Origin of the sequence: Centipeda periodontii DSM 2778 (assembly GCF_000213975.1) — a bacterium.
GTDB classification, from domain to species: domain Bacteria; phylum Bacillota; class Negativicutes; order Selenomonadales; family Selenomonadaceae; genus Centipeda; species Centipeda periodontii.
The window spans coordinates 2237723-2257722 of record NZ_GL892076.1 but is presented as its reverse complement, the minus strand read 5'-3'; the positions used below and the strand labels follow the sequence as shown (position 1 = coordinate 2257722).

Sequence of the window (20000 nt, the reverse complement as noted above, 5' to 3'; positions counted from 1 at the left end):
TAACAAAAAAGATGAAATATTGATTGCTCTCTTGAGGAGGTATCGCCTATGTTCTTTCGTCGGAAAGCAATGCTCGCCGTAGCTGCGCTCACGTCTCTGTCGATGGTGCTTGTGGGCTGTGGCGGCTCGGAACAGGGATCCAAGGCAGAGAATAACACACTTGTTGTATACAACTGTAATACGGACGATTGGACGGCACCGATTGTCAAGGAGTTCCAAGAGCAGACGGGAATTCAGGTGCAGCTCGTTGCTGGCGGCTCAGGAGAGCTCATGGCACGTGTGCGTGCGGAAAAGGAGAATCCGCTCGGCGATATCATGTGGGGCGGCTCGGCAGATGCCTATGTGGCATTGGAGCCATATCTGCAGCCCTATGAATCGAAAGAGAAATCTTCGATCAATCCGAACTTTGTTCGAGAGAACAATGCTTTCTATAATGTGACGATGGATCCCTATGTTCTTGCCTATAACACGGATCTTGTCAGCGAGGCAGATGCACCGAAAGGCTGGAAGGATCTGTTGGATCCGAAATTCCGTGGACGCATTGCTCTTGCCGATCCCGCTAAATCGAGTTCCACCTACGCAGTACTCCTCACGATGATGGATAAACTCGGCGGCGACACGGCGATCATCGGACAGCTCGTCGATAATCTGGACGGCAAGATCATCAGCGGATCGGCGGCACAGATTAAGGCGCTCTCGGACGGAGAGTATGCCATTACAGCGACATTCGAAGAGCCTGTGCTCAAATATATTACGAACGGCGCACATATGAAGATTGTCTATCCCGAGGAGGGAACAGCGATTTCCTCCGGCGGCATTGGCATCATCAAGGGCGCCAAACACGCGGAAAATGCACAGAAATTCCTTGATTTCGTCATGAGCAAGAAGGTGCATGAGCGTTTCGGTGACTATCAGCGCCGTTCAACGCGCGCCGATGTTCAGCCGCCTGCGTCGATCCGACCGGTGTCGGAGATTCGCTACACACCGTTTGATACCCAGCGTGCCGTTTCCTTTAAGGATGAGTTCCTGAGCAAGTGGCGCGCAGCGGTTATCAAATAAATCCCCATTTCCCCCATCCCCCCATTCCCATATTTTCCCCTTCCAAGACCGTCACATTGTGTGGCGGTTTTCTTTTTGAAAGGCTGTGTATTATGAGTCTGTCTGTTCGTATACAAGATGCTGTAAAGCGCTATGGTGATTTCTACGCCGTCAATCATATCACGCTCTCCATCAACGGAGGAGAGTTTTTTACCCTGCTCGGACCTTCGGGGTGCGGAAAGACGACGCTGCTGCGCATGATCGCAGGCTTCAACGAAATCGATGACGGGAAGATCTTCTTCGGTGATCGGTGCATCAATGATATTCCGCCCCACCGCCGCAATACCGGCATGGTCTTTCAGAACTACGCCATCTTCCCGCATCTTTCCGTTGCGGATAATGTCGCCTATGGACTGCGTGCGCGCAATGCCGGCGCGGCCGAGCAAAAGGAGCGGACGGCTGAGGCGCTTGCCCTCATGCAGATTGAAAATCTGGCGGAGCGTATGCCGTCCCAACTCTCCGGCGGACAGCAGCAGCGTGTGGCGCTTGCACGCGCGATTGTCATCCGCCCCGATGTCCTGCTCATGGATGAACCGCTTTCAAATCTGGATGCCAAGCTGCGTCTGACGATGCGGACCAATATACGCCGCATCCAAAAGGAGCTTGGCATTACAACGATCTACGTAACGCACGATCAGGAGGAGGCTCTTGCCATCTCGGATCGGATTGCAGTCATGCAGGCCGGGTCGGTCATGCAGCTCGGCACCCCGCGTGAGATCTATACACATCCCGCAAATATGTTTGTCGCGGACTTTATAGGGACATCGAATTTTCTCGCGGGAAGAGCAGAGGCATCATCGTTTGATGTCCTAGGGAAAATCTCTTTTTCCGGCGGACTTTCGAACGGGTATCAGGGTGCGCTGAAGATCTCTGTGCGCCCCGAGGATGTCGAGCTCGTTTCGCCGGAGTCCGGTGCGCTGTGCGGGACGGTTCGCCGTGTCACCTATCTCGGTACAAATGATGAGTATGAGATTGTGCTTGAGGGGGGAGAGTCTCTGATCAGTAAGATCTATCGCACACATGGAGGACAGGCATACAACGTTGGAGATACGGTCGGCATTGCGCTTCCGCGCAATGCGCTGACACTTTACACGGAGGATGGAAAGGAGGCACTCTCATGAAATACGCCCTCTTGCGTGAAAATCCGCTGGATCGCCTGAACTTCTGGACGATTGTCACGGTTCTTGCCTTTATCCTGATTCTGTTCTTCATTGTCTATCCGTTCTCGCATTTGCTGATTCGATCCTTTGTGATGGAGGACGGCAGTATCTCCTTTGCACATTACGCCGAATTCTTCCAGAGCAAATACTACCTGCGCACCTTGTTCAACAGCTTCGTCGTGTCTGCCTCTGCAACGGTTCTGGCGCTTCTCATCGGGCTGCCTATGGCATATTTTACCTCACGCTATCGCATTACGGGCAAATCCGTCGTCGATCATCTCTGCATTCTTGCGATGCTCTCACCGCCGTTCATCGGAGCATATTCATGGATTGTACTGCTTGGACGTGCCGGCGTCTTCACGCGTTTTGCCGAGGATACATTTGGCTTCTCTCTGCCGTCGATCTACGGGTTTTCCGGGATTCTCCTCGTCTTCACGCTCAAGCTGTTTCCCTATGTCTATCTCTATGTTTCGGCCGCCTTGCAGAGCATGGATGCATCGCTTGAGGAGGCAGCGGAGAATCTTGGGACGAGCGGTTGGCGCCGCTTTCGTGAGATTACATTCCCTCTGATCCTCCCGACGATTCTCTCTGCCGCACTTATGGTTTTTATGACGAGTCTTGCGGATTTTGGTACGCCGGCGCTCATCGGTGAGGGATTTCGCGTTTTGCCGGTCTCCATTTACGATGAGTATATGAGCGAACTTGGCGGCGGAAATACGGCGTTTGCAAATGTCCTCAGTGTCGTTGTGGTCGTCTTTGCGCTGATGGTTCTGCTGCTTCAAAAAAAGGCGCTTGCCGGGCGCGATTACATGATGTCGGGACTTCGCCCGATGAAGCGAAAGACGCTCTCCGGTGTGCGCAGCGTCGTTGTTACGCTGGGCATTTATTTCGTTGCCTTTCTCGCTATTTTACCCCAGCTGACCGTTGCCGTGACATCCTTCGTCAAAACGAGCGGGCCTGTATTTCTTCCCGGTTTTGGACTGGAGAGCTATACAGAAGCATTTGGTAAGATGTCCGATGCGATACTCAACTCCTTCCTGTTTTCTCTTTCTGCTATTGCGATCATGGTGCTCTGCGCCCTTTTGATCTCGTATCTGATCGTGCGGGAGCAGTCGCGGGCGAGTACCGTCATCGATATGATGGTGATGTTTCCCTATGTCATCCCGGGGGCGGTTCTCGGCATTATGCTGTCCTCTACATTTAATGGTGCACCTCTCCCCTTGACAGGAACGGCATTTATCCTTATTCTGTCTTATGTAATCCGAAAACTTCCGTTTACGCTGCGATCAAGTATCGGTATTCTGTATCAGATCGATCGCAGTGTGGATGAGGCCTCGATCAGTCTGGGCGTGACGCCTCTGAAAACCTTCTTTCTGGTGACTGCGCGGCTGATGCTGCCCGGTGTTATGTCGGGGGCGATTTTGAGCTGGATTGCGACGATGAACGAGCTGAGCTCCTCGTTGATCCTTTATACCGGCGGAACGCAGACCATCTCGGTGGCCATATTTAACGAGGTCACGAGCAAGGCACACTTTGGTACAGCCGCAGCTCTTGCGACCATCCTGACGGCGGCGACGGTTCTCTCTCTCGTCATTTGTCGTAAACTTGCGGGTGGAAAAATAGAATTTTGAGTTTATGATGATCCATTACGGTATCAACTATCAAAAAAGGCTGCTGATCTATCTGTTGACCGGAGGCTTTTTGCCCCTTCTGCTTGTCTCGGGCATTATTCTCTATGTTGCCGGTCATATGTATGAGATGACACAGGAGCAGCGCGGACGCACGGAAGTGCAAAGAATATCGGCAGAAGTCGATCATCTTATTTCCGACCATCAGAGGATGATATCACCTCTTCTTGCACGGGGGGAGATCGGTTCGTTTCTCGGGGGCAAGCGGACAGATGTGGAGCATATCTATGGCGATCTGTATGCGATTCTGGCGGGACGTTCCGGTGAGGCGGCAATCTATCTCCTTTCGGCAGACGGAAGCCGCGTCATTGCGACGGATGATTTGCCGCATCACTATCGTTTGCCGTCGAATCTGCATTGGGGACTGATCGGGCAGGCCGATCAGCAGCAGGATTGGGTTCTTTTGTCTGCGGACCGCTATGCGCCGGATCAGAAGGATACCGTCTTTTCGATGGCGCGTGCCATCCGAGAGGGAGATAATCTCCTCGGCTTCGTTGTCATTGATGTGCGTCGTGAGGCGCTTGTGCCGCTCATCCAGCGTGTGCAGGACGGCAGTGAGGGACAGATTATCCTGACCGATCGCTATCACTATGTGATGATGGATATGTACGATCATCAACGTGAAGGATTTTCCTCTGTGTTTCTCTCCTCTGAAGAGGAAGCGTCTGCGTCCTCCTTTCGCGACTACGCCTACATGTCGCCTGATACGGGGTTTACGGTGCATTTGCGGCAGCGTCTGGACTCCGCGCCTTTGGATTATCTCTTTCGTCTCGTTCTCATGGTAGATGCGTTCGCACTCTGTTTGACAGCGTATTTGGCCTATCGTTTGAGCCGTCATCTCTGGCGTCCGCTGCATACACTGACGATGGCAATGCGGCGTGTGCGCCGTCAGGATGATTTCTCCGTGCAGGTGGATGCCGATCGCAGCGATGAGATCGGGGAACTCGCGCTGACTTTTAATAGTTTGGTCGAGCATATCCGCACACTGCTCGCGGAAAATCGGGAGCGGGAGCGGACGCTGCGCATTGCACAGGTAAAGTCGCTCACGGAGATGATACGCCCACACTTTATCTACAATACACTCAATCTGATCAAATGGAGTGCAAAGCTCGGCGACAGCGAGGGGGCGGCAGATATTGCCGTTCAGTTGGGGAAACTCCTGCGCGCATCGGTGAGCATGAAAGAATATGTAACCGTTGCGGATGAGCTGACCTTTCTCCGCACCTATCTGAAGATCCAGCAGCGCCGCTATGAGGGGCGGCTGAAAGTTTCTCTGTCTGTGGACACAGCCGTCTATGGCTGCTATGTACCGAAGCTGATCCTGCAGCCGCTCGTCGAAAATGCCATACAGCATGGCATTGAGATGAGCGAGGGCGGCGGATGTATTAGGATCACGGGAGAGAAAGAGGACGGTCATCTGGTTTTTTGCGTGAAGGACAATGGACATGGGATGTCTGAGGAACGTCGAAAAGAAGTGCTCGAGCGACGGGATGACAATCATTTCGGACTTTACAATGTGCACATGCGCGCGGTGCTGAATGGGGATGCGAACTGCGGGATCGCGCTGCACAGCGCGGAGGGGAAAGGAACGAAGGCAATCCTGACACTGAAGCATTGGGAGGAGGTTCCTCATTATGATTAAAGTGCTTGTGATCGATGATGAACCCATGCAGCGGCAGGGCATTGTGCGCCTGACGCCGTGGGGGGATTTTGGTGCCGAGGTGGTCGGCGCAGCGGGCAGCGGCATGGAGGGGATTCTTCTTGCACGGGAGCACCGTCCCGATGTGCTCATTGTAGACATCAAGATGCCCGGACTCTCAGGGCTTGATGTGATCGCGCGCCTGCGCGAGGAGCTCGATGCGGAGTATATTATCCTTTCGGGATACGGTGAGTTCGAGTTTGCCCAGCAGGCGATTTCCCTCGGCGTATGTGCCTATCTATTAAAGCCCCTCGATGATGAGGAGCTTGCTGCCGCCGTGCGCCTTGCAGCAGAGCATATTGAGGAACGTCGCTTTCATCTGCATGATGCAGGGAGTGCGGAGGGGGGCTGTGTCCATCTCAATCTGCCGGAGGAGGAGCCGATTCGAGGCTATCTGCTGCGGGCTGTGCGCCATATAGAGGAGCATATGGCGGAGCCGATTACCGTGCGCGAGGTTGCGGACGAGCTTGGGCTCAGTGTGAGCTATCTGCACAAGCTCTTTGCACGCTGCGGTACCTCGTTCAGCTCCTATCTGACGGACTGCCGTCTGCGCCGCGCGGGGCAGATGCTCCGTGAGGGCGATGAAAAGATCTATGCCGTCGCCGCTGCCTGCGGCTATCAGGACACGCGCTATTTCAGTAAAATTTTTCAGAAACATATGGGCGTTAAGCCGACGGAATATCGGCATGGAAAAAATTTATAAAAAATTTCACAAAAGCCCTAGCCAAGAGTAAAAAAATGGTGTAATATAATAATTGTTATTGGGTAGTAACTTGTACGTGAGTCTAACATCCCGATACATCTGTGTATTATATCAAAGGAGGGCTTCCCATGAAGACATGGGTTTGTACGGTTTGCGGCTGGGTCTATGATGAGGCTGTCGGAGATGCCGATTACGATCTGGCTGCCGGTGTGGCTTTTGCGGATCTGCCGGAGGATTTTGTCTGCCCGCTTTGCGGCGTGGACAAGTCTCTGTTTGAGCAGCAGGAGTAACGACCATCTGTTTTGGAGCGAGCCCCGCGTATGCGGGGTTTTTTCATGTCATCGCTTGAAATGTTTTTGCTTTTCATGGGAAAATCCCGTATAATAAGCCGCATATTATTTTATTAAGGGGGATTTATCTTTGGCAGAGCAAATTGAAATCAGTGTAATCTTCCTTGTCTATATGCTCGTAATGATGGGGATCGGTGTCTATTATTATCGGCGCACGCGAAACATGAGCGACTACTTCCTTGGCAATCGCAAGCTTGGTGCATGGGTCACCTCGATGAGTGCCGAGGCGTCGGATATGTCGGGGTGGATGCTTATGGGGCTGCCCGGCTTCGCCTATGTGGCGGGACTCAATGCGGGGTGGATCGCGCTTGGTCTTGCACTTGGGACGTGGGCGAATTGGCAGTTCATCGCTGCGCGTCTGCGCATCTACACGGAGCTTGCGAACAACTCGCTGACTCTGCCGGATTTCTTCGAGAATCGCTTCTTTGCGACCTCGGGGGCGCTGCGCATCGTTCCGGCGATCTTCATCCTGATCTTCTTCATTCTCTATACGTCCTCAGGCTTTGTGGCAGCGGGGCGTCTCTTTGAGACGATCTTCCATCTGCCGTATTTGACCGCACTCCTTGCGGGAGCGGGCGTGGTCGTGTTCTATACGCTTGTCGGCGGCTTTCTTGCCGTATCGCGCACGGACTTCATTCAGGGCGTGATGATGTTCTTTGCCATTCTTGTGGTGCCTGTGGGCGCCGCGATTATGCTCGGCGGTTTTACGACGACGGCAGAACTGATCTACACGGAACACGCTTCGTTTTTCTCGCCCCTCACAAAGGTGGACGGGAGCACGCTCGGCTTCATTGAGTTCATCTCGCTGATGGCATGGGGGATCGGTTATTTCGGTCAGCCGCACATCCTCGTACGTTTTATGGCGATCCGTCACGCGGAAGAACTGCCGCAGGCAACGCGCATTGCGATGGCATGGGTGGTGATCTCTCTTTCTGCTGCGATCTTGGTCGGCATGGTTGGAGCGGTCTATTTACAGACACCGCTGGAAGGAACGGCGGCGGAGACGGTGTTCCTAGCGATGGCAGGGGAGCTCTTCCCGCCTGTTTTTGCGGGGCTGATCCTTGCGGCGGTGCTTGCGGCGATTATGAGCACCGCGTCTGCGCAGCTGCTTGTCGCGGCATCGGCGTTCGCGCAGGATATCTATCGGCGCAGCTTTCGACCGCATGCGCAGCAGGTAGAGCTGGTCTGGGTGAGTCGTATGTCTGTGCTTGCAATTGCAGCGGCGGCGATCTATCTCGGGCTGAGTCCGGACAACTTCATCCTTGACATGGTGGCGTATGCGTGGGCGGGCTTTGGTGCCGCGTTCGGTCCTGCGCTTCTCATGTGCCTCTTCTGGCGGCGCACGACGGAGCGCGGTGTGCTCGCGGGGATTGTGACGGGCGGCGTTACGGTGCTCGTCTGGAAGCAGTTGGCGCTCTTCGGGCTCTATGAGATCGTGCCCGGATTCTTCTTCGGACTGATTGCGATCTATGTTGTGAGCATGCTGGATGCGGAGCCTGCACACGAGGTAACGGATCTGTTTGATCGCGTGGATGGAACGTAACGGAAGCACTGATAAATTCAGCCACGCCATTTTAGCGCATCTTTTTTGTCCGCTTTTCGTTCGCAAATCCTCCACATAGCTTTGGCTGTGCGTGCCTCAATCGGACGAAAAATCTGCGCCAATCGGAAGGTCTATTTTATCAGTGATTCCTAACAAGTAAAATGTTGCATTCGTTACTGCATATGCAGTGTTGCCGCGATACAATGTTTTTTGAACGGGAGGAAACAATGTCATTTACATTTACCCATGTGAACTTTAATGTGCTCGATCTTGCGCGCAGCATGGCGTTCTATGAGAAGGCGTTCGGCTTTCGTGAGAAGCGTCGGCTGGAGGCGGAGGGCTTCACACTGGTCTATCTCTGGGATGGCGCAACGGATTTTGAGCTGGAACTGACGTATCTGCATGAGCGTACGGAGCCATATAACCTTGGGGAGAAGGAGTTTCACCTTGCGCTCCATACGGATGATTATGAGGCGGCGCGTGCGAAACATGCGGAGATGGGCGTCATCTGCTATGAGAATGCCGAAATGGGGATCTACTTCGTCGAAGATCCGGATGGGTACTGGGTCGAAGTTTTGCCAAAAAATATGTGACGAAAGCTGTAGTTTCGTGTATAATAGGGAATACACCTGTGATAGTCCGTAAAAGAGGGTGAAGTTGTATGGGGAAATTACGGGTGCTGATTGTGGATGACTCCAAGATCAGCCGCGTGATGATTGCTGAGAATCTAAAGGACACGGATTTCGAGGTCTGCGGCATGGCGGCAGACGCTGTGGAGGCACTGAAACTTTACACCGAGCTGCATCCGGATCTTGTGACGATGGATATGAATCTTCCGGATGCCAATGGGTTGGAGTGCAGCAGACGTATTCTGACGGTGGATTCGGATGCAAAGATTTTGATGGTCAGTGCGATGAAAGATCTGAATCTTATCGTACAGGGAAGGGCTGTTGGAATCCGTGCATTTCTACAAAAGCCGGTGTCGAAATCCGATCTGGTAGATACACTCCACATGGTCTGTGAGTCGGCGGCAAGTCAGGAGTCGGTCTTTCGCGAACTTTACGCGAAGCCGTTCGGACGCGGACTGCAACAATGTGTAGCGGGGCTCCTCCATATGGAGGGGGAAGTCGAGATCGAACCGTATCACTCGCGCTCGCTCGATGTGAGCGGTGCCGCAGTTATTATCGGCATCACGGGATTTACAACAGGGCGTGCAATCCTCTATGTGGATGAAGCGATGATCAAACTGTTCGCCATGCATATGCTTGGGCGTGCGACCGTGGAAGAGCTCGAAGATGACGAAGCGGTGGATGCTGTGGAAGAGGCGGCAAACATTATCGCAGGGCGTGCCGTTTCGAAGATCAACAACGTACTTGAGGGGAAGGAACTGCGCCTGACACCGCCGGGGACGATTCGTGGGGCACAGGTGCATATTGTCAGCCCCCGTATGACGACGTTCTGTATCAGTATGCGACTGCCAATTGGAATGGTGCGGATGAATGTGGGCTTTGCAGAGGGAGAGTAATCAATGGATGCAAAACTGATCAATCCTTTTGTGGATGCCTTTACGACGGTCATGCCGATGCTGGGCTTCCCGGAGCCGAAGCGGACGAAGCTCTACGCCGCATCGATGCGGGTCAAGAGTCTCGGTGTGTCGATGCTCGTCGGCTTTACAAAGCAGATCCGTGGGAATGTAGTCTACAATATGAGTGAGGATACGGCGAGATTCATCGCGTCCCAGATGATGATGGGCATGCCGGTGGCAACGTTCGATGAGATGGCACAGAGTGCGATCTCGGAGCTCAGCAATATGCTGACGGCGCACACGGCAACGAATATCACGGGGCTTGGACTCGACGTTGACATCTCGACGCCGTCGCTCACTGTGGGCAAGGATTTTGAGGTCAAGATCAGTGACGGGCAATACCTCATTGTAGAGATGAACCTGAGCGGTCAGCTGGTGGATCTGGCGATCGCTGTCGATCAGACGTAAGCCGTGCAGGACACACTTTTTATCGGAGGGACGATTCGATGAAGGGTGCGGAGCAGGTACGTGTCTTTCTCAATGGGAGACAGGTGGATGCTGCGGGCGAGGAGAGCCGCATTGCGCTGTCCGTTAAAGGACGGCGTTTTTTGCGTGGAGAGAGCCGTTATATCAGCTATGACGATACGGAGCTGATTGAGGGAGAGAAAATCCCGACGATTTTGCGGATCGGTAATTCTGGTGTCATGCTGCAGCGGCGCGGTGTGGTGCGTTGGACACAGCACTTTGCCATGGGAGAAGAACGCACGAGCAATTATCGTACGCCGTATGGCATGTTCCTCATCAAAACACTGACGCGGCGCCTCCGTATGCGTACATATCCCGACGGGGTGGAGGAGGCATATATTTTCTATACGCTCTATGTGGACGGTGTGCGCCAGAGTGACAACACGTTGGAAATGCGCGTTGAGCCAATGTAAAGGAGATTAAACGAAGTTGGATATCAAACAGCAGATCGAGCAGGCGCTCATACGTGCCGTGGAGGAGGCAGTGGCAACAGGGCAGCTGCCGGCGGGCGGAACACTTCCCGCCGTCCTTTTGGAGGAGCCGCCGGAAAAGGAACTGGGCGACTTCGCGACGAATTTCGCCATGCAGTCGGCGCGTGTCTTTCGTCAGTCGCCGCAGAAGATTGCAGCGGCAATCAAAGAGCATCTGATGGGGGACTGGCTCGATCATGCGGAGGTAGCGGGTCCCGGATTTCTCAATCTCTATCTGAGGAAATCTGTGATTGCCGATACCCTGCGTGCCGTTCTTGCCGCAGGTGAGGCATTCGGTACGCTTCCACCCAATGGGGCACCGCGCATCCAGGTGGAATACGTCAGTGCGAATCCGACGGGACCGCTTCATGTCGGGCATGGACGTGGTGCGGCGGTCGGCTCGGCGCTTGTGAAACTCCTGCGCACGGCGGGCTATGACGTGGACAGCGAGTACTATGTCAACGATGCGGGCAATCAGATGAATCTCCTTGCCGTATCCGTGAATGCACGCTATCTGGAACTCCTCGGACAGGCGGTGGAGTTCCCAGAGAATGGCTACCACGGCGCAGACATCGTGGAGACGGCGCAGCGGATCATTGACCGCGATGGGGATAAATATCTCGCTATGCCCGAGGAGGAGCGGATCAAACTCTTCCAAGATGTTGCCTACCGCGAGAAGCTTGCGGCACTTGAGGCGGATCTCGCGGATTTCGGCGTGACATTCGATCGTTGGTTCAGTGAGCGGACGCTCCATCCGGATGCCGTGCGCCGTGTGGTGGATGTGCTGCTTCAGCGTGGCACGGCATACGAAAAGGACGGTGCCGTCTGGTTGCGCTCGACGGACTACGGCGACGACAAGGACCGCGTGATCTTTCGCGATAACGGTGTGCCGACCTATCTTGCTGCGGATATTGCCTATCATGATGACAAATACAGGCGTGGTTATGGGCGCCTTATCAACATCTGGGGTGCTGATCATCATGGTTATGTGGCACGCGTCAAGGCGGCGATGGCAGCCCTTGGGCATGATGCAGAGCAGCTCACGGTGTTGCTTCTCCAGATGGTGAGCCTCTACCGCGACGGGCAGATCGTGAAGCTGAGCAAGCGCACGGGTGAGACGGTCACCCTGCGCGAGCTGATGGAGGAGGTCGGCGTCGACGCGGCCCGTTATTTCTTCCTCATGCGCTCGCTGGACAGTCAGCTCGACTTTGACCTCGACCTGGCGACGAAGAAGTCCAACGAGAACCCCGTCTACTACATTCAGTATGCACACGCACGCATTTCGAGCATCTTCCGTCAGGCGGATGAGGCGGGCATTGTCGTACGGGACGGCGCGGAACTCGAACTGCTGACGGATGAGACGGAGATCGCGCTCATCAAGAAGATAGCCTCCTATCCCGAGGAGATCGCACGCGCGGCGGCGGAGTTTGCGCCGCAGCGCATTGCGCGCTACAGCCATGAACTGGCGGGTGCATTTCACTCGTTTTACAATAAATGCCGCATTGTGGGACAGGAACCGGCACTTGCCGTCGCTCGTCTCGCCCTCGTGCTGGCGACGGGACGCGTGATTCGTCACAGCCTCGGCGTGCTTGGGGTGTCGGCACCGGAGAAGATGTAAGGAACCACTGATAAATTCAGCACCATCATCTTGGCGCATCTTTTTTGCCCGCTTTTCGTCGGCAAATCCTCCACAGAGCACCACTCTGCGTCCGGTTTGCCTCCTCAATCGGACGAAAAAATCTACGCCAATCTGACGGACTTCATTTTATCAGTGGTTCCCTAAAGGAAAAACGCATTCGCTGAGAGGAGCGTACCTATGGATTTTGAACATATGTCGGAAGTGGACACCGCCTATCACATTCTTTCGCAGAAGGGGGAGCCGATACACTACAAGGATCTCATCATCGAGGTTATCGAATCAACGCACAAGCCGGTGCAGTCGCTTGCGATGGCGATCTCCGAGATCTACACGATGATGAATATGGACAGCCGCTTCCACTATGAGGGAGAGAGCAAATGGGGGCTGACCGAGTGGGTTCCCCCTGAGGTCAAACGCTCCTCATCTCGCTCGTCTGCGGGGACGACAAAGGCTGCCGTCACGAAGGAAACAACGCGCAAGAAGAAGCTCGAGAGTATTCAGAACTGATTTAGGTCTCGCGGAGGAACGGCATGGCAAAGTATATTTTCGTCACGGGCGGCGTTGTTTCATCGCTCGGCAAGGGCATCACGGCGGCGTCGCTCGGCAGACTGCTCAAGAATCGCGGGTTGAAGGTCACAATTCAGAAATTTGACCCCTACATCAACATCGACCCGGGGACGATGAGTCCCTATCAGCACGGCGAAGTGTTTGTCACCGACGACGGCGCGGAGACGGATCTCGATCTCGGGCACTATGAGCGCTTCATCGACATCAATCTCACGAAGCGTTCGAATATCACGAGCGGCAAGGTCTACTGGTCGGTGCTCAACAAGGAGCGCCACGGCGACTATCTTGGCTCGACGGTACAGGTGATCCCGCATATCACGAACGAGATCAAGCAGCGCGTCTACGATGTGGCAAAGGCAGACAATGCCGATGTTGTCATTACGGAGATCGGCGGGACGGTCGGCGACATCGAGAGTCTGCCCTTCCTCGAGGCGATCCGACAGGTCAAGAAGGAAGTCGGGAAGAACGATGCGCTCTATATCCACGTCACTTTGCTTCCCTACATCGGAGCGGCGGGCGAGCTCAAGACGAAACCGACACAGCACAGTGTAAAGGAACTGCGTGCGATCGGTATCCAGCCGGACATTCTCGTCTGCCGGACGGAGCAGCCCATACCGCGCGATATGAAGGAGAAGATCGCGCTCTTTTGCGATGTGGATGTGGATGCAGTCATTGAGAACCGCACGGCATCGACCATCTACGAGGTTCCCCTCATGATGCAGCAGGAGGGGTTGGATCGTATTGTGCTTGAGAAGATGGAGATGAACTTCGATCCATCCAATATGGAGGCGTGGGAGAAGATGGTCTTTAAGATCAATCATCCCACCAAGAAGGTGAAGATTGCCGTCGTTGGAAAATACGTCGCACTGCCCGATGCCTATATGTCCGTGACGGAGGCGCTCCATCACGGTGGGATCGAAAATGATGCACAGGTAAAGATCACGTGGATCAATGCGGAGGAACTTGAGGATCCAAGCGCGGATCTCGATGAACTCTTTGTCGGATGCAAGGGCATCCTCGTGCCCGGAGGCTTCGGTGATCGTGGTGTCGAAGGAAAAATCCGCGCGATCCAATATGCACGTGAGAATGCGATCCCGTTCCTCGGGCTCTGCCTCGGTATGCAGTGCGCCGTCATCGAGTTTGCACGCCATGTTGCGGGCCTTACAAACGCACACAGTACGGAGTTTGTGGCAGAGACACCGCATCCTGTTATTGCTCTGATGGAGGATCAGCAGGATGTGGAGGAAAAGGGCGGAACCATGCGCCTTGGTGCCTATCCCTGCGTCCTTGCGGACGGCTCTCACTCGCGTGAGGAATACGGTGAGCCCGAGATCAGTGAACGCCACCGTCATCGCTTCGAGTTCAACAATGCCTATCGTGCTCAGCTCGAGGAGAAAGGGCTCGTCATCGCGGGCACAAGTCCGGACAATCGACTCGTAGAGGTCGTGGAGATTGCAAATCATCCGTGGTTCGTTGCCTCTCAGTTCCACCCGGAGCTCAAGTCGCGCCCGAATCATCCACATCCGCTCTTTGCCGGATTCGTACGTGCGGCACTTGCTGTCGTTCCCAAATGAGTGCATTCTTTTCCATACTGCGTGCAGAACCTTCTGTACGCAAGCTGACAGAGGAACTGGCGGCTGAACCACAGCAGATCCTTGTACACGGTTTTGCCGGCTCCTTAAAGCACGCTGCTGTTGCCGCCGCCTACGATGATGCACCGCGTCCGCTTGTGATTGTGATGAGCGGACGCGAGGCACTGCGTGCATGGCAGGAAGATTTGGTATCGCTTCTGCCGGAGGCGGATGTCTACGAGCTGCCGGAACTGGATCGCATCGACTTTGCGGCACCCGCTGCCGCCAAAAGTCTTGAGCGATCGGCACAACGTATGAATATTCTCGCACGCCTTCTGCGGCATGAACCGATCATTGTGCTTGCGGACATCGGAGCCGCAGCGCAGAAGGGAATGAGCGCTGCGGAATTCTCGCGTGCGTCACTCTCCCTGCGGCTTGGGGAAAATCTGCCGCGAGAGCTCCTGCTCGAGCGTCTCTCGGTGCTCGGCTACGAGCATGTGAGTGAGGTGGAACACGTCGGGCAGTTCAGTGTGCGCGGCGGGATTGTCGACATCTTTCCGATCAATGCGCTCTCGCCCATCCGCGTGGAATTCTTCGACGCGGAGATTGACTCCATGCGGGAGTACGATCCTCTAACAAAGCGCTCCATCAAGAACATTGGCACGGCTTCCGTCATGCCGCTGCGTACAGCGGACGACGAGGGGGAGGCGTGTTTTTTGACGTATCTCGGTCATGCGGGGGCGACTGTCTTTGATGAGCCGTCACGCCTCATCTCGGCGATGGACGATGCTGCGCAGGAGGATGAGGTGCGCGTAGCGCGCCTGTTTTCATGGGAGGAGATGGTCACAGCAGGTGCAGCGGGACATGAGGTCTTTGCGTCCCTTATGAGCCGCTCGTTCCCCGCCTGTGCGCCCGCAGCACTCATCGGTTTTCAGATGGTGCCTATGACGGCGTTTCAGCGGCAGTTTTCCCTCCTTGAGAGCGAGCTGCATCGCTATCTCAAGGGAGGCACGCAGGTGCTTGTGCTCGCAGGCGGAGCAGAACGCGCGAACGCCGTGCGTGATATGCTGACGGGGTGGAAGATTCCCGCCGCCCTTCTCCGCAGGGAGGGCGATGCGGCAGACGGGACGGTTCTGGTTACATCAGGAGCGTTGCGTGCGGGCTTCGAACTGGGCGGGACGCGAATTGCCGTACTCACGGAGCAGGACATCTTCGGGCGGCACAAGGCAAAGCTGCGCCGTGCGTCATCGGGAGGGGAACGCATCCGACATTTCCGCGAGATAGCGCCCGGCGACTACGTCGTCCACGCGGTGCATGGCATCGGGAAATATCTCGGCGTGGAGACGCTCGAGGTAGCCGGGATTCACCGCGACTACCTGCGTATCCTGTACGGAGGGGATGACAAACTCTTTGTGCCGACAGATCAGGTCGATCTTCTGCAGAAGTATATTGGCTCGGAGGGGGCTGCCCCGCGTCTGCATCGTATGGGGTCGGCAGACTGGGCGCGGGCGCGCGCAAAGGCACAGAAATCCGTGGAGGACATCGCCGATCACCTGCTTGAGATCTACGCGCAGCGTCAGCTTGCCAAGGGGCATGCCTTTACGCCGGACGATGCGATGCAGCGTGAGTTTGAGGAGGCATTTCCCTACGAGGAGACGGACGATCAGCTGCGTGCCGTGGCAGAGATCAAGCGCGACATGGAGAGTGAGAAGCCGATGGATCGCCTGCTCTGTGGCGACGTGGGCTTTGGCAAGACGGAGGTTGCCGTGCGTGCGGCGTTCAAGGCAGCGATGGATGGGTTTCAGGTTGCTGTTCTCGTGCCTACAACCGTGCTTGCGCAGCAGCACTATCAGACATTTGTTGCGCGTTTTGCGGAGTTTGCGCCGAAAGTGGATGTGGTCTGCCGCTTTCGCTCTGTGCGTGAACAGGCGGCGACACTGCATGAGGTGGCGCACGGACGCGTGGACATCCTGATCGGTACGCACGCAATTCTCAATCGGAAGCGCGTGCGCTTCCGGAACCTCGGTCTCTTGATCGTGGACGAGGAACAGCGTTTCGGTGTCACTCAAAAGGAAAGGATCAAGGAGTTTGCCGCAGGGGTCGATGTGTTGACGCTCTCGGCGACACCGATTCCGCGGACGCTGCATATGTCACTTGCTGGAGCGCGCGATATGAGCATCATTGAGACGCCGCCTGCCGATCGTCTGCCCGTGCAGTCCTATGTCGTGGAGAGCAGCGATGAGATGATGCGCGGCGCGATTGAGCGCGAGCTTGCACGCGGAGGGCAGATCTACTTTATCTACAACCGTGTAGAGAGCATTGACCGCATGCGCGAGCATTTGCTGCAGCTTGTCCCGCATGCGCGCATTGCTTCGGCGCACGGGCAGATGAACGAGGACATTCTGGAGCAGGTCATGATGGACTTCTACGAGGGGCATTATGACATCCTGCTCGCGACCAGCATCATCGAAAACGGCATTGACGTTGCCAACGCAAATACCATCATCATCTATGACGCCGACCGCTTCGGACTCTCACAGCTGTATCAAATGCGCGGGCGCGTGGGGCGCTCGTCCAAGATGGCGTTTGCCTACTTCACCTATCGGCGCGACAAGGTGCTCAGTGAGACGGCGGAGAAGCGTCTGCAGGCGATGAAGGAGTTCGCGCAGCTCGGCTCCGGGTTCAAGATCGCCATGCGTGATCTTGAGATTCGCGGGGCGGGCAGCCTCCTCGGTGCGCAGCAGCATGGGCACATCGCGGGAGTCGGCTTTGAGATGTATGTCAAACTGCTGGAAGAAGCCGTTGCAAGAAAGCGTGGCGAGGCACCCGTTCCACCGCCCGTGGAGACCGTCATCGATCTTCCCGTGGAGGCGTATCTCGACGGCGGCTACATCGACGATGCAATGCACAAGATCGAGATCTATCAAAAGATCGCTGCTGTGCGTACGAACGAGGATTTGGATGCACTGCTGGACGAGCTGATCGACCGCTTCGGCGAGCCGACGAAGCCCGTGCTTGCGCTGCTCGACATCGCACGCATCAAGAACTGCGCGCGCTCTTTCGGCGCGCGCAGCATCGCGGCAAAGGGGGAGGCACTCGATATCGCGCTGCCCGAGGGGGCGAAGCTCCCGCTTTCGGCGCTTATGTGTCTGGATCGTGCATTCGGGCGGCGAGTTGGCCCTTTGCCGGAGGGGAACGGCTATCGCATCCGCCTGCAGTCGAAGGAGCGGCAGAATATATTGGATACGGCACTCGAGATCGTACAAATGGCAAGTGGGGAATGAAAGAATGGCAGAATACAAATTGACCGTGGCGGGGCTTGGTCCCGGTGATGCGGGGCTGATCACGCGTGAAACGTGGGCGCGCATCGAGGCGGCAGAACATATCTTTCTGCGCACGCGCATCCACCCGACGGTGGCGGCGCTGGATGCGGCGGGGATTACGTATGAAACCTACGATGATTTTTACGAGGATGCCGAGGATTTTGAAGAACTCTATGAAGCAATTACGAATGATTTGATGGAACGCGTGCAGGCAAACGATGTGCTCTATCTCGTTCCGGGCAGTCCGTTTGTCGCTGAGCGCACGGTACAGCTCCTGCGCACGCGGACGATGGAGAAGGGGCAGCCCATCGAGATCCTGCCTGCGATGAGTTTTTTGGATCCGCTCTTCGCGGCACTCAGCCTCGATCCCGTGAACGGCCTTTCGATCATAGATGCGCTGAACGAGGATGCCGTTGCCGCACCGCCGGCACAGGATCTGATCATTACGCAGCTCTATTCACGTGAGCTTGCATCGGATCTGAAGATCCTCCTGATGGAGCATTTCCCTGATACACAGGAGGTCATCTATCTGCATCATCTTGCGCTTCCCGATCAGAGGGTCGAGCGGATACCTCTTTTTGAGCTCGATTGGCAGGATGATATCGACCATTTGACCACGCTTTTCATCCCGTACGTTCCTGTTTTTTGGGAAAACAACGAATAAATTCATATTTTTAGGGGGGAAAAACGTTTTTTTTGTTTTTCCCCTTGATTTTTCTAGGTAATTCTGTTAAATTCTCTCATGACAGTGCGACACCTGTGGTCGCTGAGGAAATGGATCATATCTTAAAGGAGGATGCTACTTTGAACAAGCAGGAATTGGTCGCAAACGTAGCAGAGCAGGCAAGTCTGACAAAGAAGGATGCAGAAAAGGCGGTCAATGCCGTTTTTGAGGCAATTAAGAGCGCACTTTCCGAGGGTGACAGAATTCAACTGATCGGTTTCGGCACCTTCGAGGTGAAGGATCGTAAGGCACGCAAGGGACGCAATCCGCAGTCGGGCGAGGAGATCGATATTCCGGCTTCGAAGACGCCCGTGTTCAAGGCTGGCAAAGCTCTGAAGGATTCTGTGAACTAAGGAAGTACCGATAAATTCAGCACCGCCATCTTAGCGCATCTTTTTTGCCCGCACTGCGTCGGCAAATCCTCCGCAGAGCACCACTCTGCGTCCGGTTTGCCTCCTCGTTCGGACGAAAAAATCTACGCCAATCTGGCGGACTTCATTTTATCAGTGATTCCCTAAGAGGATTCTCTTGAACGTGAGACCGGACTTCCAATGGGGGTCCGGTTTTTTGTTCGCATTGTGGGATGGATATGGAAAAGACCATTTTCGTTGGCGATGCCTTTGCGGGGAAAACCGTCTTGATCTCGGGTGGAACATCGGGGATCGGATTTGCTGCCGCCAAGATTTTTTGCACGGGGGGTGCGCAGGTCGCTCTTATGGGGCGCGATGAGGCGCGTGGGCAGGCTGCCATCCATACACTCTCGGGAGGGGAGAATGCCCGCTATATCGCAGGAGATGTGCGCGTACGTGTAGACTGCGCGTGCGCTGTGGAGGAATGTGCGCGCGCGTTCGGCGGCGTGGATATTCTCCTCAACTCCGCGGGCATCTATGCGGAGGGCGCGTTGGATGATCTCACGGAAGACATGCTCGAGGAATTGATCGCGACCAATGTCAAGGGGACGTTTCATCTGACGCAGGCTGCGCTGCCATATTTACGGAAAACACGCGGGAATATTGTGAATGTCGCCTCAGATGCGGGGCTGCACGGCAATTATTTCTGTGCAGCATATGCGGCGACCAAGGGGGCAGTCATTGCCTTTACACACTCGCTTGCCCTTGATTTGTCACGGGACGGCGTACGCGTGAATGCCGTTGCTCCTGCGGATATCCTGACGCCGCTCACGGAGCGACAGTTCTCCCCGCATCTGCCTCGTGAAGACCAGCTACGTGAGATGGCGGCACACTATCCGCTGGGGCGAATCGGCACGGCGGAGGAGGTCGCGCATGTGATCGCTTTTCTCGCCTCTCCTGCGGCGGCGTGGGTGACAGGGAGCATCTATTGCGTTGACGGTGGACTGACGGCGTAAAAACTTTTGTTTGTTGCTGAAAATTGTGATAGAATAGTCATGGTTATGC

General features: G+C 55.2%; 18 protein-coding genes. All 18 read left to right on the top strand.

Annotated elements, in window-relative coordinates:
• Positions 1-48: 48 nt before the first annotated feature.
• The 18 genes from HMPREF9081_RS10265 (at position 49) to HMPREF9081_RS10180 (ending at position 19951) form a co-directional block, all read left to right on the top strand.
• Entirely contained in the window at positions 49-1059 is a 1011-nt protein-coding gene (locus HMPREF9081_RS10265; protein WP_006307218.1) for an ABC transporter substrate-binding protein, read from the top strand.
• A gap of 92 nt (positions 1060-1151) precedes the next feature.
• The gene (locus HMPREF9081_RS10260; RefSeq protein WP_006307217.1) at positions 1152-2219 is read left to right on the top strand and encodes an ABC transporter ATP-binding protein; all 1068 of its coding nucleotides are present in this window, start codon (positions 1152-1154) and stop codon (positions 2217-2219) included.
• Positions 2216-3889, top strand: coding sequence for an ABC transporter permease (locus tag HMPREF9081_RS10255; RefSeq protein WP_006307216.1), 1674 nt, complete (start codon positions 2216-2218; stop codon positions 3887-3889). Before HMPREF9081_RS10260 ends, HMPREF9081_RS10255 begins: the two co-directional genes overlap by 4 nt.
• Before the next feature lie 7 nt (positions 3890-3896).
• A complete protein-coding gene (locus tag HMPREF9081_RS10250; protein ID WP_040395613.1) occupies positions 3897-5588 on the top strand; it encodes a sensor histidine kinase in 1692 nt (563 codons plus the stop codon).
• Positions 5581-6348 (top strand): response regulator transcription factor, encoded by a 768-nt coding sequence (locus HMPREF9081_RS10245; RefSeq protein ID WP_006307214.1) that lies wholly within the window; start codon positions 5581-5583, stop codon positions 6346-6348. Before HMPREF9081_RS10250 ends, HMPREF9081_RS10245 begins: the two co-directional genes overlap by 8 nt.
• A gap of 128 nt (positions 6349-6476) precedes the next feature.
• Positions 6477-6638, top strand: coding sequence for a rubredoxin (locus HMPREF9081_RS10240; protein ID WP_006307213.1), 162 nt, complete (start codon positions 6477-6479; stop codon positions 6636-6638).
• 130 nt (positions 6639-6768) lie between these two features.
• Positions 6769-8241: a sodium/proline symporter PutP gene (gene putP / locus HMPREF9081_RS10235; protein WP_006307212.1), complete on the top strand. Its 1473-nt coding sequence runs from the start codon at positions 6769-6771 to the stop codon at positions 8239-8241.
• Between the two features lie 227 nt (positions 8242-8468).
• Positions 8469-8834, top strand: a complete 366-nt coding sequence (locus HMPREF9081_RS10230; RefSeq protein ID WP_040395041.1) for a VOC family protein — start codon at positions 8469-8471, stop codon at positions 8832-8834.
• A gap of 68 nt (positions 8835-8902) precedes the next feature.
• On the top strand, positions 8903-9766 hold the full coding sequence (locus HMPREF9081_RS10225) for a response regulator (protein WP_006307210.1): 864 nt from the start codon (positions 8903-8905) through the stop codon (positions 9764-9766).
• Positions 9767-9769: 3 nt separating this feature from the next.
• On the top strand, positions 9770-10234 hold the full coding sequence (locus HMPREF9081_RS10220; protein WP_006307209.1) for a chemotaxis protein CheX: 465 nt from the start codon (positions 9770-9772) through the stop codon (positions 10232-10234).
• Positions 10235-10272: 38 nt separating this feature from the next.
• Entirely contained in the window at positions 10273-10704 is a 432-nt protein-coding gene (locus HMPREF9081_RS10215) for a YwiB family protein (RefSeq protein ID WP_006307208.1), read from the top strand.
• 16 nt (positions 10705-10720) lie between these two features.
• The gene (gene argS / locus HMPREF9081_RS10210) at positions 10721-12379 is read left to right on the top strand and encodes an arginine--tRNA ligase (RefSeq protein WP_006307207.1); all 1659 of its coding nucleotides are present in this window, start codon (positions 10721-10723) and stop codon (positions 12377-12379) included.
• A 198-nt stretch (positions 12380-12577) separates the two neighbouring features.
• On the top strand, positions 12578-12907 hold the full coding sequence (gene rpoE / locus HMPREF9081_RS10205) for a DNA-directed RNA polymerase subunit delta (RefSeq protein WP_006307206.1): 330 nt from the start codon (positions 12578-12580) through the stop codon (positions 12905-12907).
• Between the two features lie 23 nt (positions 12908-12930).
• Positions 12931-14541 (top strand): CTP synthase, encoded by a 1611-nt coding sequence (locus tag HMPREF9081_RS10200; protein ID WP_006307205.1) that lies wholly within the window; start codon positions 12931-12933, stop codon positions 14539-14541.
• A complete protein-coding gene (gene mfd / locus HMPREF9081_RS10195) occupies positions 14538-17822 on the top strand; it encodes a transcription-repair coupling factor (protein WP_006307204.1) in 3285 nt (1094 codons plus the stop codon). Before HMPREF9081_RS10200 ends, mfd begins: the two co-directional genes overlap by 4 nt.
• A gap of 4 nt (positions 17823-17826) precedes the next feature.
• Complete coding sequence (locus HMPREF9081_RS10190) at positions 17827-18525, top strand: SAM-dependent methyltransferase (protein WP_006307203.1); 699 nt, start codon at positions 17827-17829, stop codon at positions 18523-18525.
• 140 nt (positions 18526-18665) lie between these two features.
• Positions 18666-18938 carry an HU family DNA-binding protein gene (locus HMPREF9081_RS10185; protein WP_040395038.1) on the top strand — a complete coding sequence of 91 codons (273 nt, stop codon included), beginning with the start codon at positions 18666-18668 and terminating at the stop codon, positions 18936-18938.
• Positions 18939-19174: 236 nt separating this feature from the next.
• Positions 19175-19951: an SDR family NAD(P)-dependent oxidoreductase gene (locus tag HMPREF9081_RS10180; protein ID WP_040395610.1), complete on the top strand. Its 777-nt coding sequence runs from the start codon at positions 19175-19177 to the stop codon at positions 19949-19951.
• Positions 19952-20000 lie beyond the last annotated feature (49 nt).

Coding starts and splice junctions, on each gene's coding strand:
- HMPREF9081_RS10240 (WP_006307213.1), top strand. CDS start 6,477: ATGAAGACATGGGTTTGTACGGTTTGCGGCTGGGTCTATGATGAGGCT.
- mfd (WP_006307204.1), top strand. CDS start 14,538: ATGAGTGCATTCTTTTCCATACTGCGTGCAGAACCTTCTGTACGCAAG.
- HMPREF9081_RS10260 (WP_006307217.1), top strand. CDS start 1,152: ATGAGTCTGTCTGTTCGTATACAAGATGCTGTAAAGCGCTATGGTGAT.
- HMPREF9081_RS10200 (WP_006307205.1), top strand. CDS start 12,931: ATGGCAAAGTATATTTTCGTCACGGGCGGCGTTGTTTCATCGCTCGGC.
- HMPREF9081_RS10215 (WP_006307208.1), top strand. CDS start 10,273: ATGAAGGGTGCGGAGCAGGTACGTGTCTTTCTCAATGGGAGACAGGTG.
- HMPREF9081_RS10230 (WP_040395041.1), top strand. CDS start 8,469: ATGTCATTTACATTTACCCATGTGAACTTTAATGTGCTCGATCTTGCG.
- rpoE (WP_006307206.1), top strand. CDS start 12,578: ATGGATTTTGAACATATGTCGGAAGTGGACACCGCCTATCACATTCTT.
- HMPREF9081_RS10265 (WP_006307218.1), top strand. CDS start 49: ATGTTCTTTCGTCGGAAAGCAATGCTCGCCGTAGCTGCGCTCACGTCT.
- HMPREF9081_RS10225 (WP_006307210.1), top strand. CDS start 8,903: ATGGGGAAATTACGGGTGCTGATTGTGGATGACTCCAAGATCAGCCGC.
- HMPREF9081_RS10245 (WP_006307214.1), top strand. CDS start 5,581: ATGATTAAAGTGCTTGTGATCGATGATGAACCCATGCAGCGGCAGGGC.
- HMPREF9081_RS10255 (WP_006307216.1), top strand. CDS start 2,216: ATGAAATACGCCCTCTTGCGTGAAAATCCGCTGGATCGCCTGAACTTC.
- HMPREF9081_RS10180 (WP_040395610.1), top strand. CDS start 19,175: ATGGAAAAGACCATTTTCGTTGGCGATGCCTTTGCGGGGAAAACCGTC.
- HMPREF9081_RS10190 (WP_006307203.1), top strand. CDS start 17,827: ATGGCAGAATACAAATTGACCGTGGCGGGGCTTGGTCCCGGTGATGCG.
- HMPREF9081_RS10220 (WP_006307209.1), top strand. CDS start 9,770: ATGGATGCAAAACTGATCAATCCTTTTGTGGATGCCTTTACGACGGTC.
- HMPREF9081_RS10250 (WP_040395613.1), top strand. CDS start 3,897: ATGATCCATTACGGTATCAACTATCAAAAAAGGCTGCTGATCTATCTG.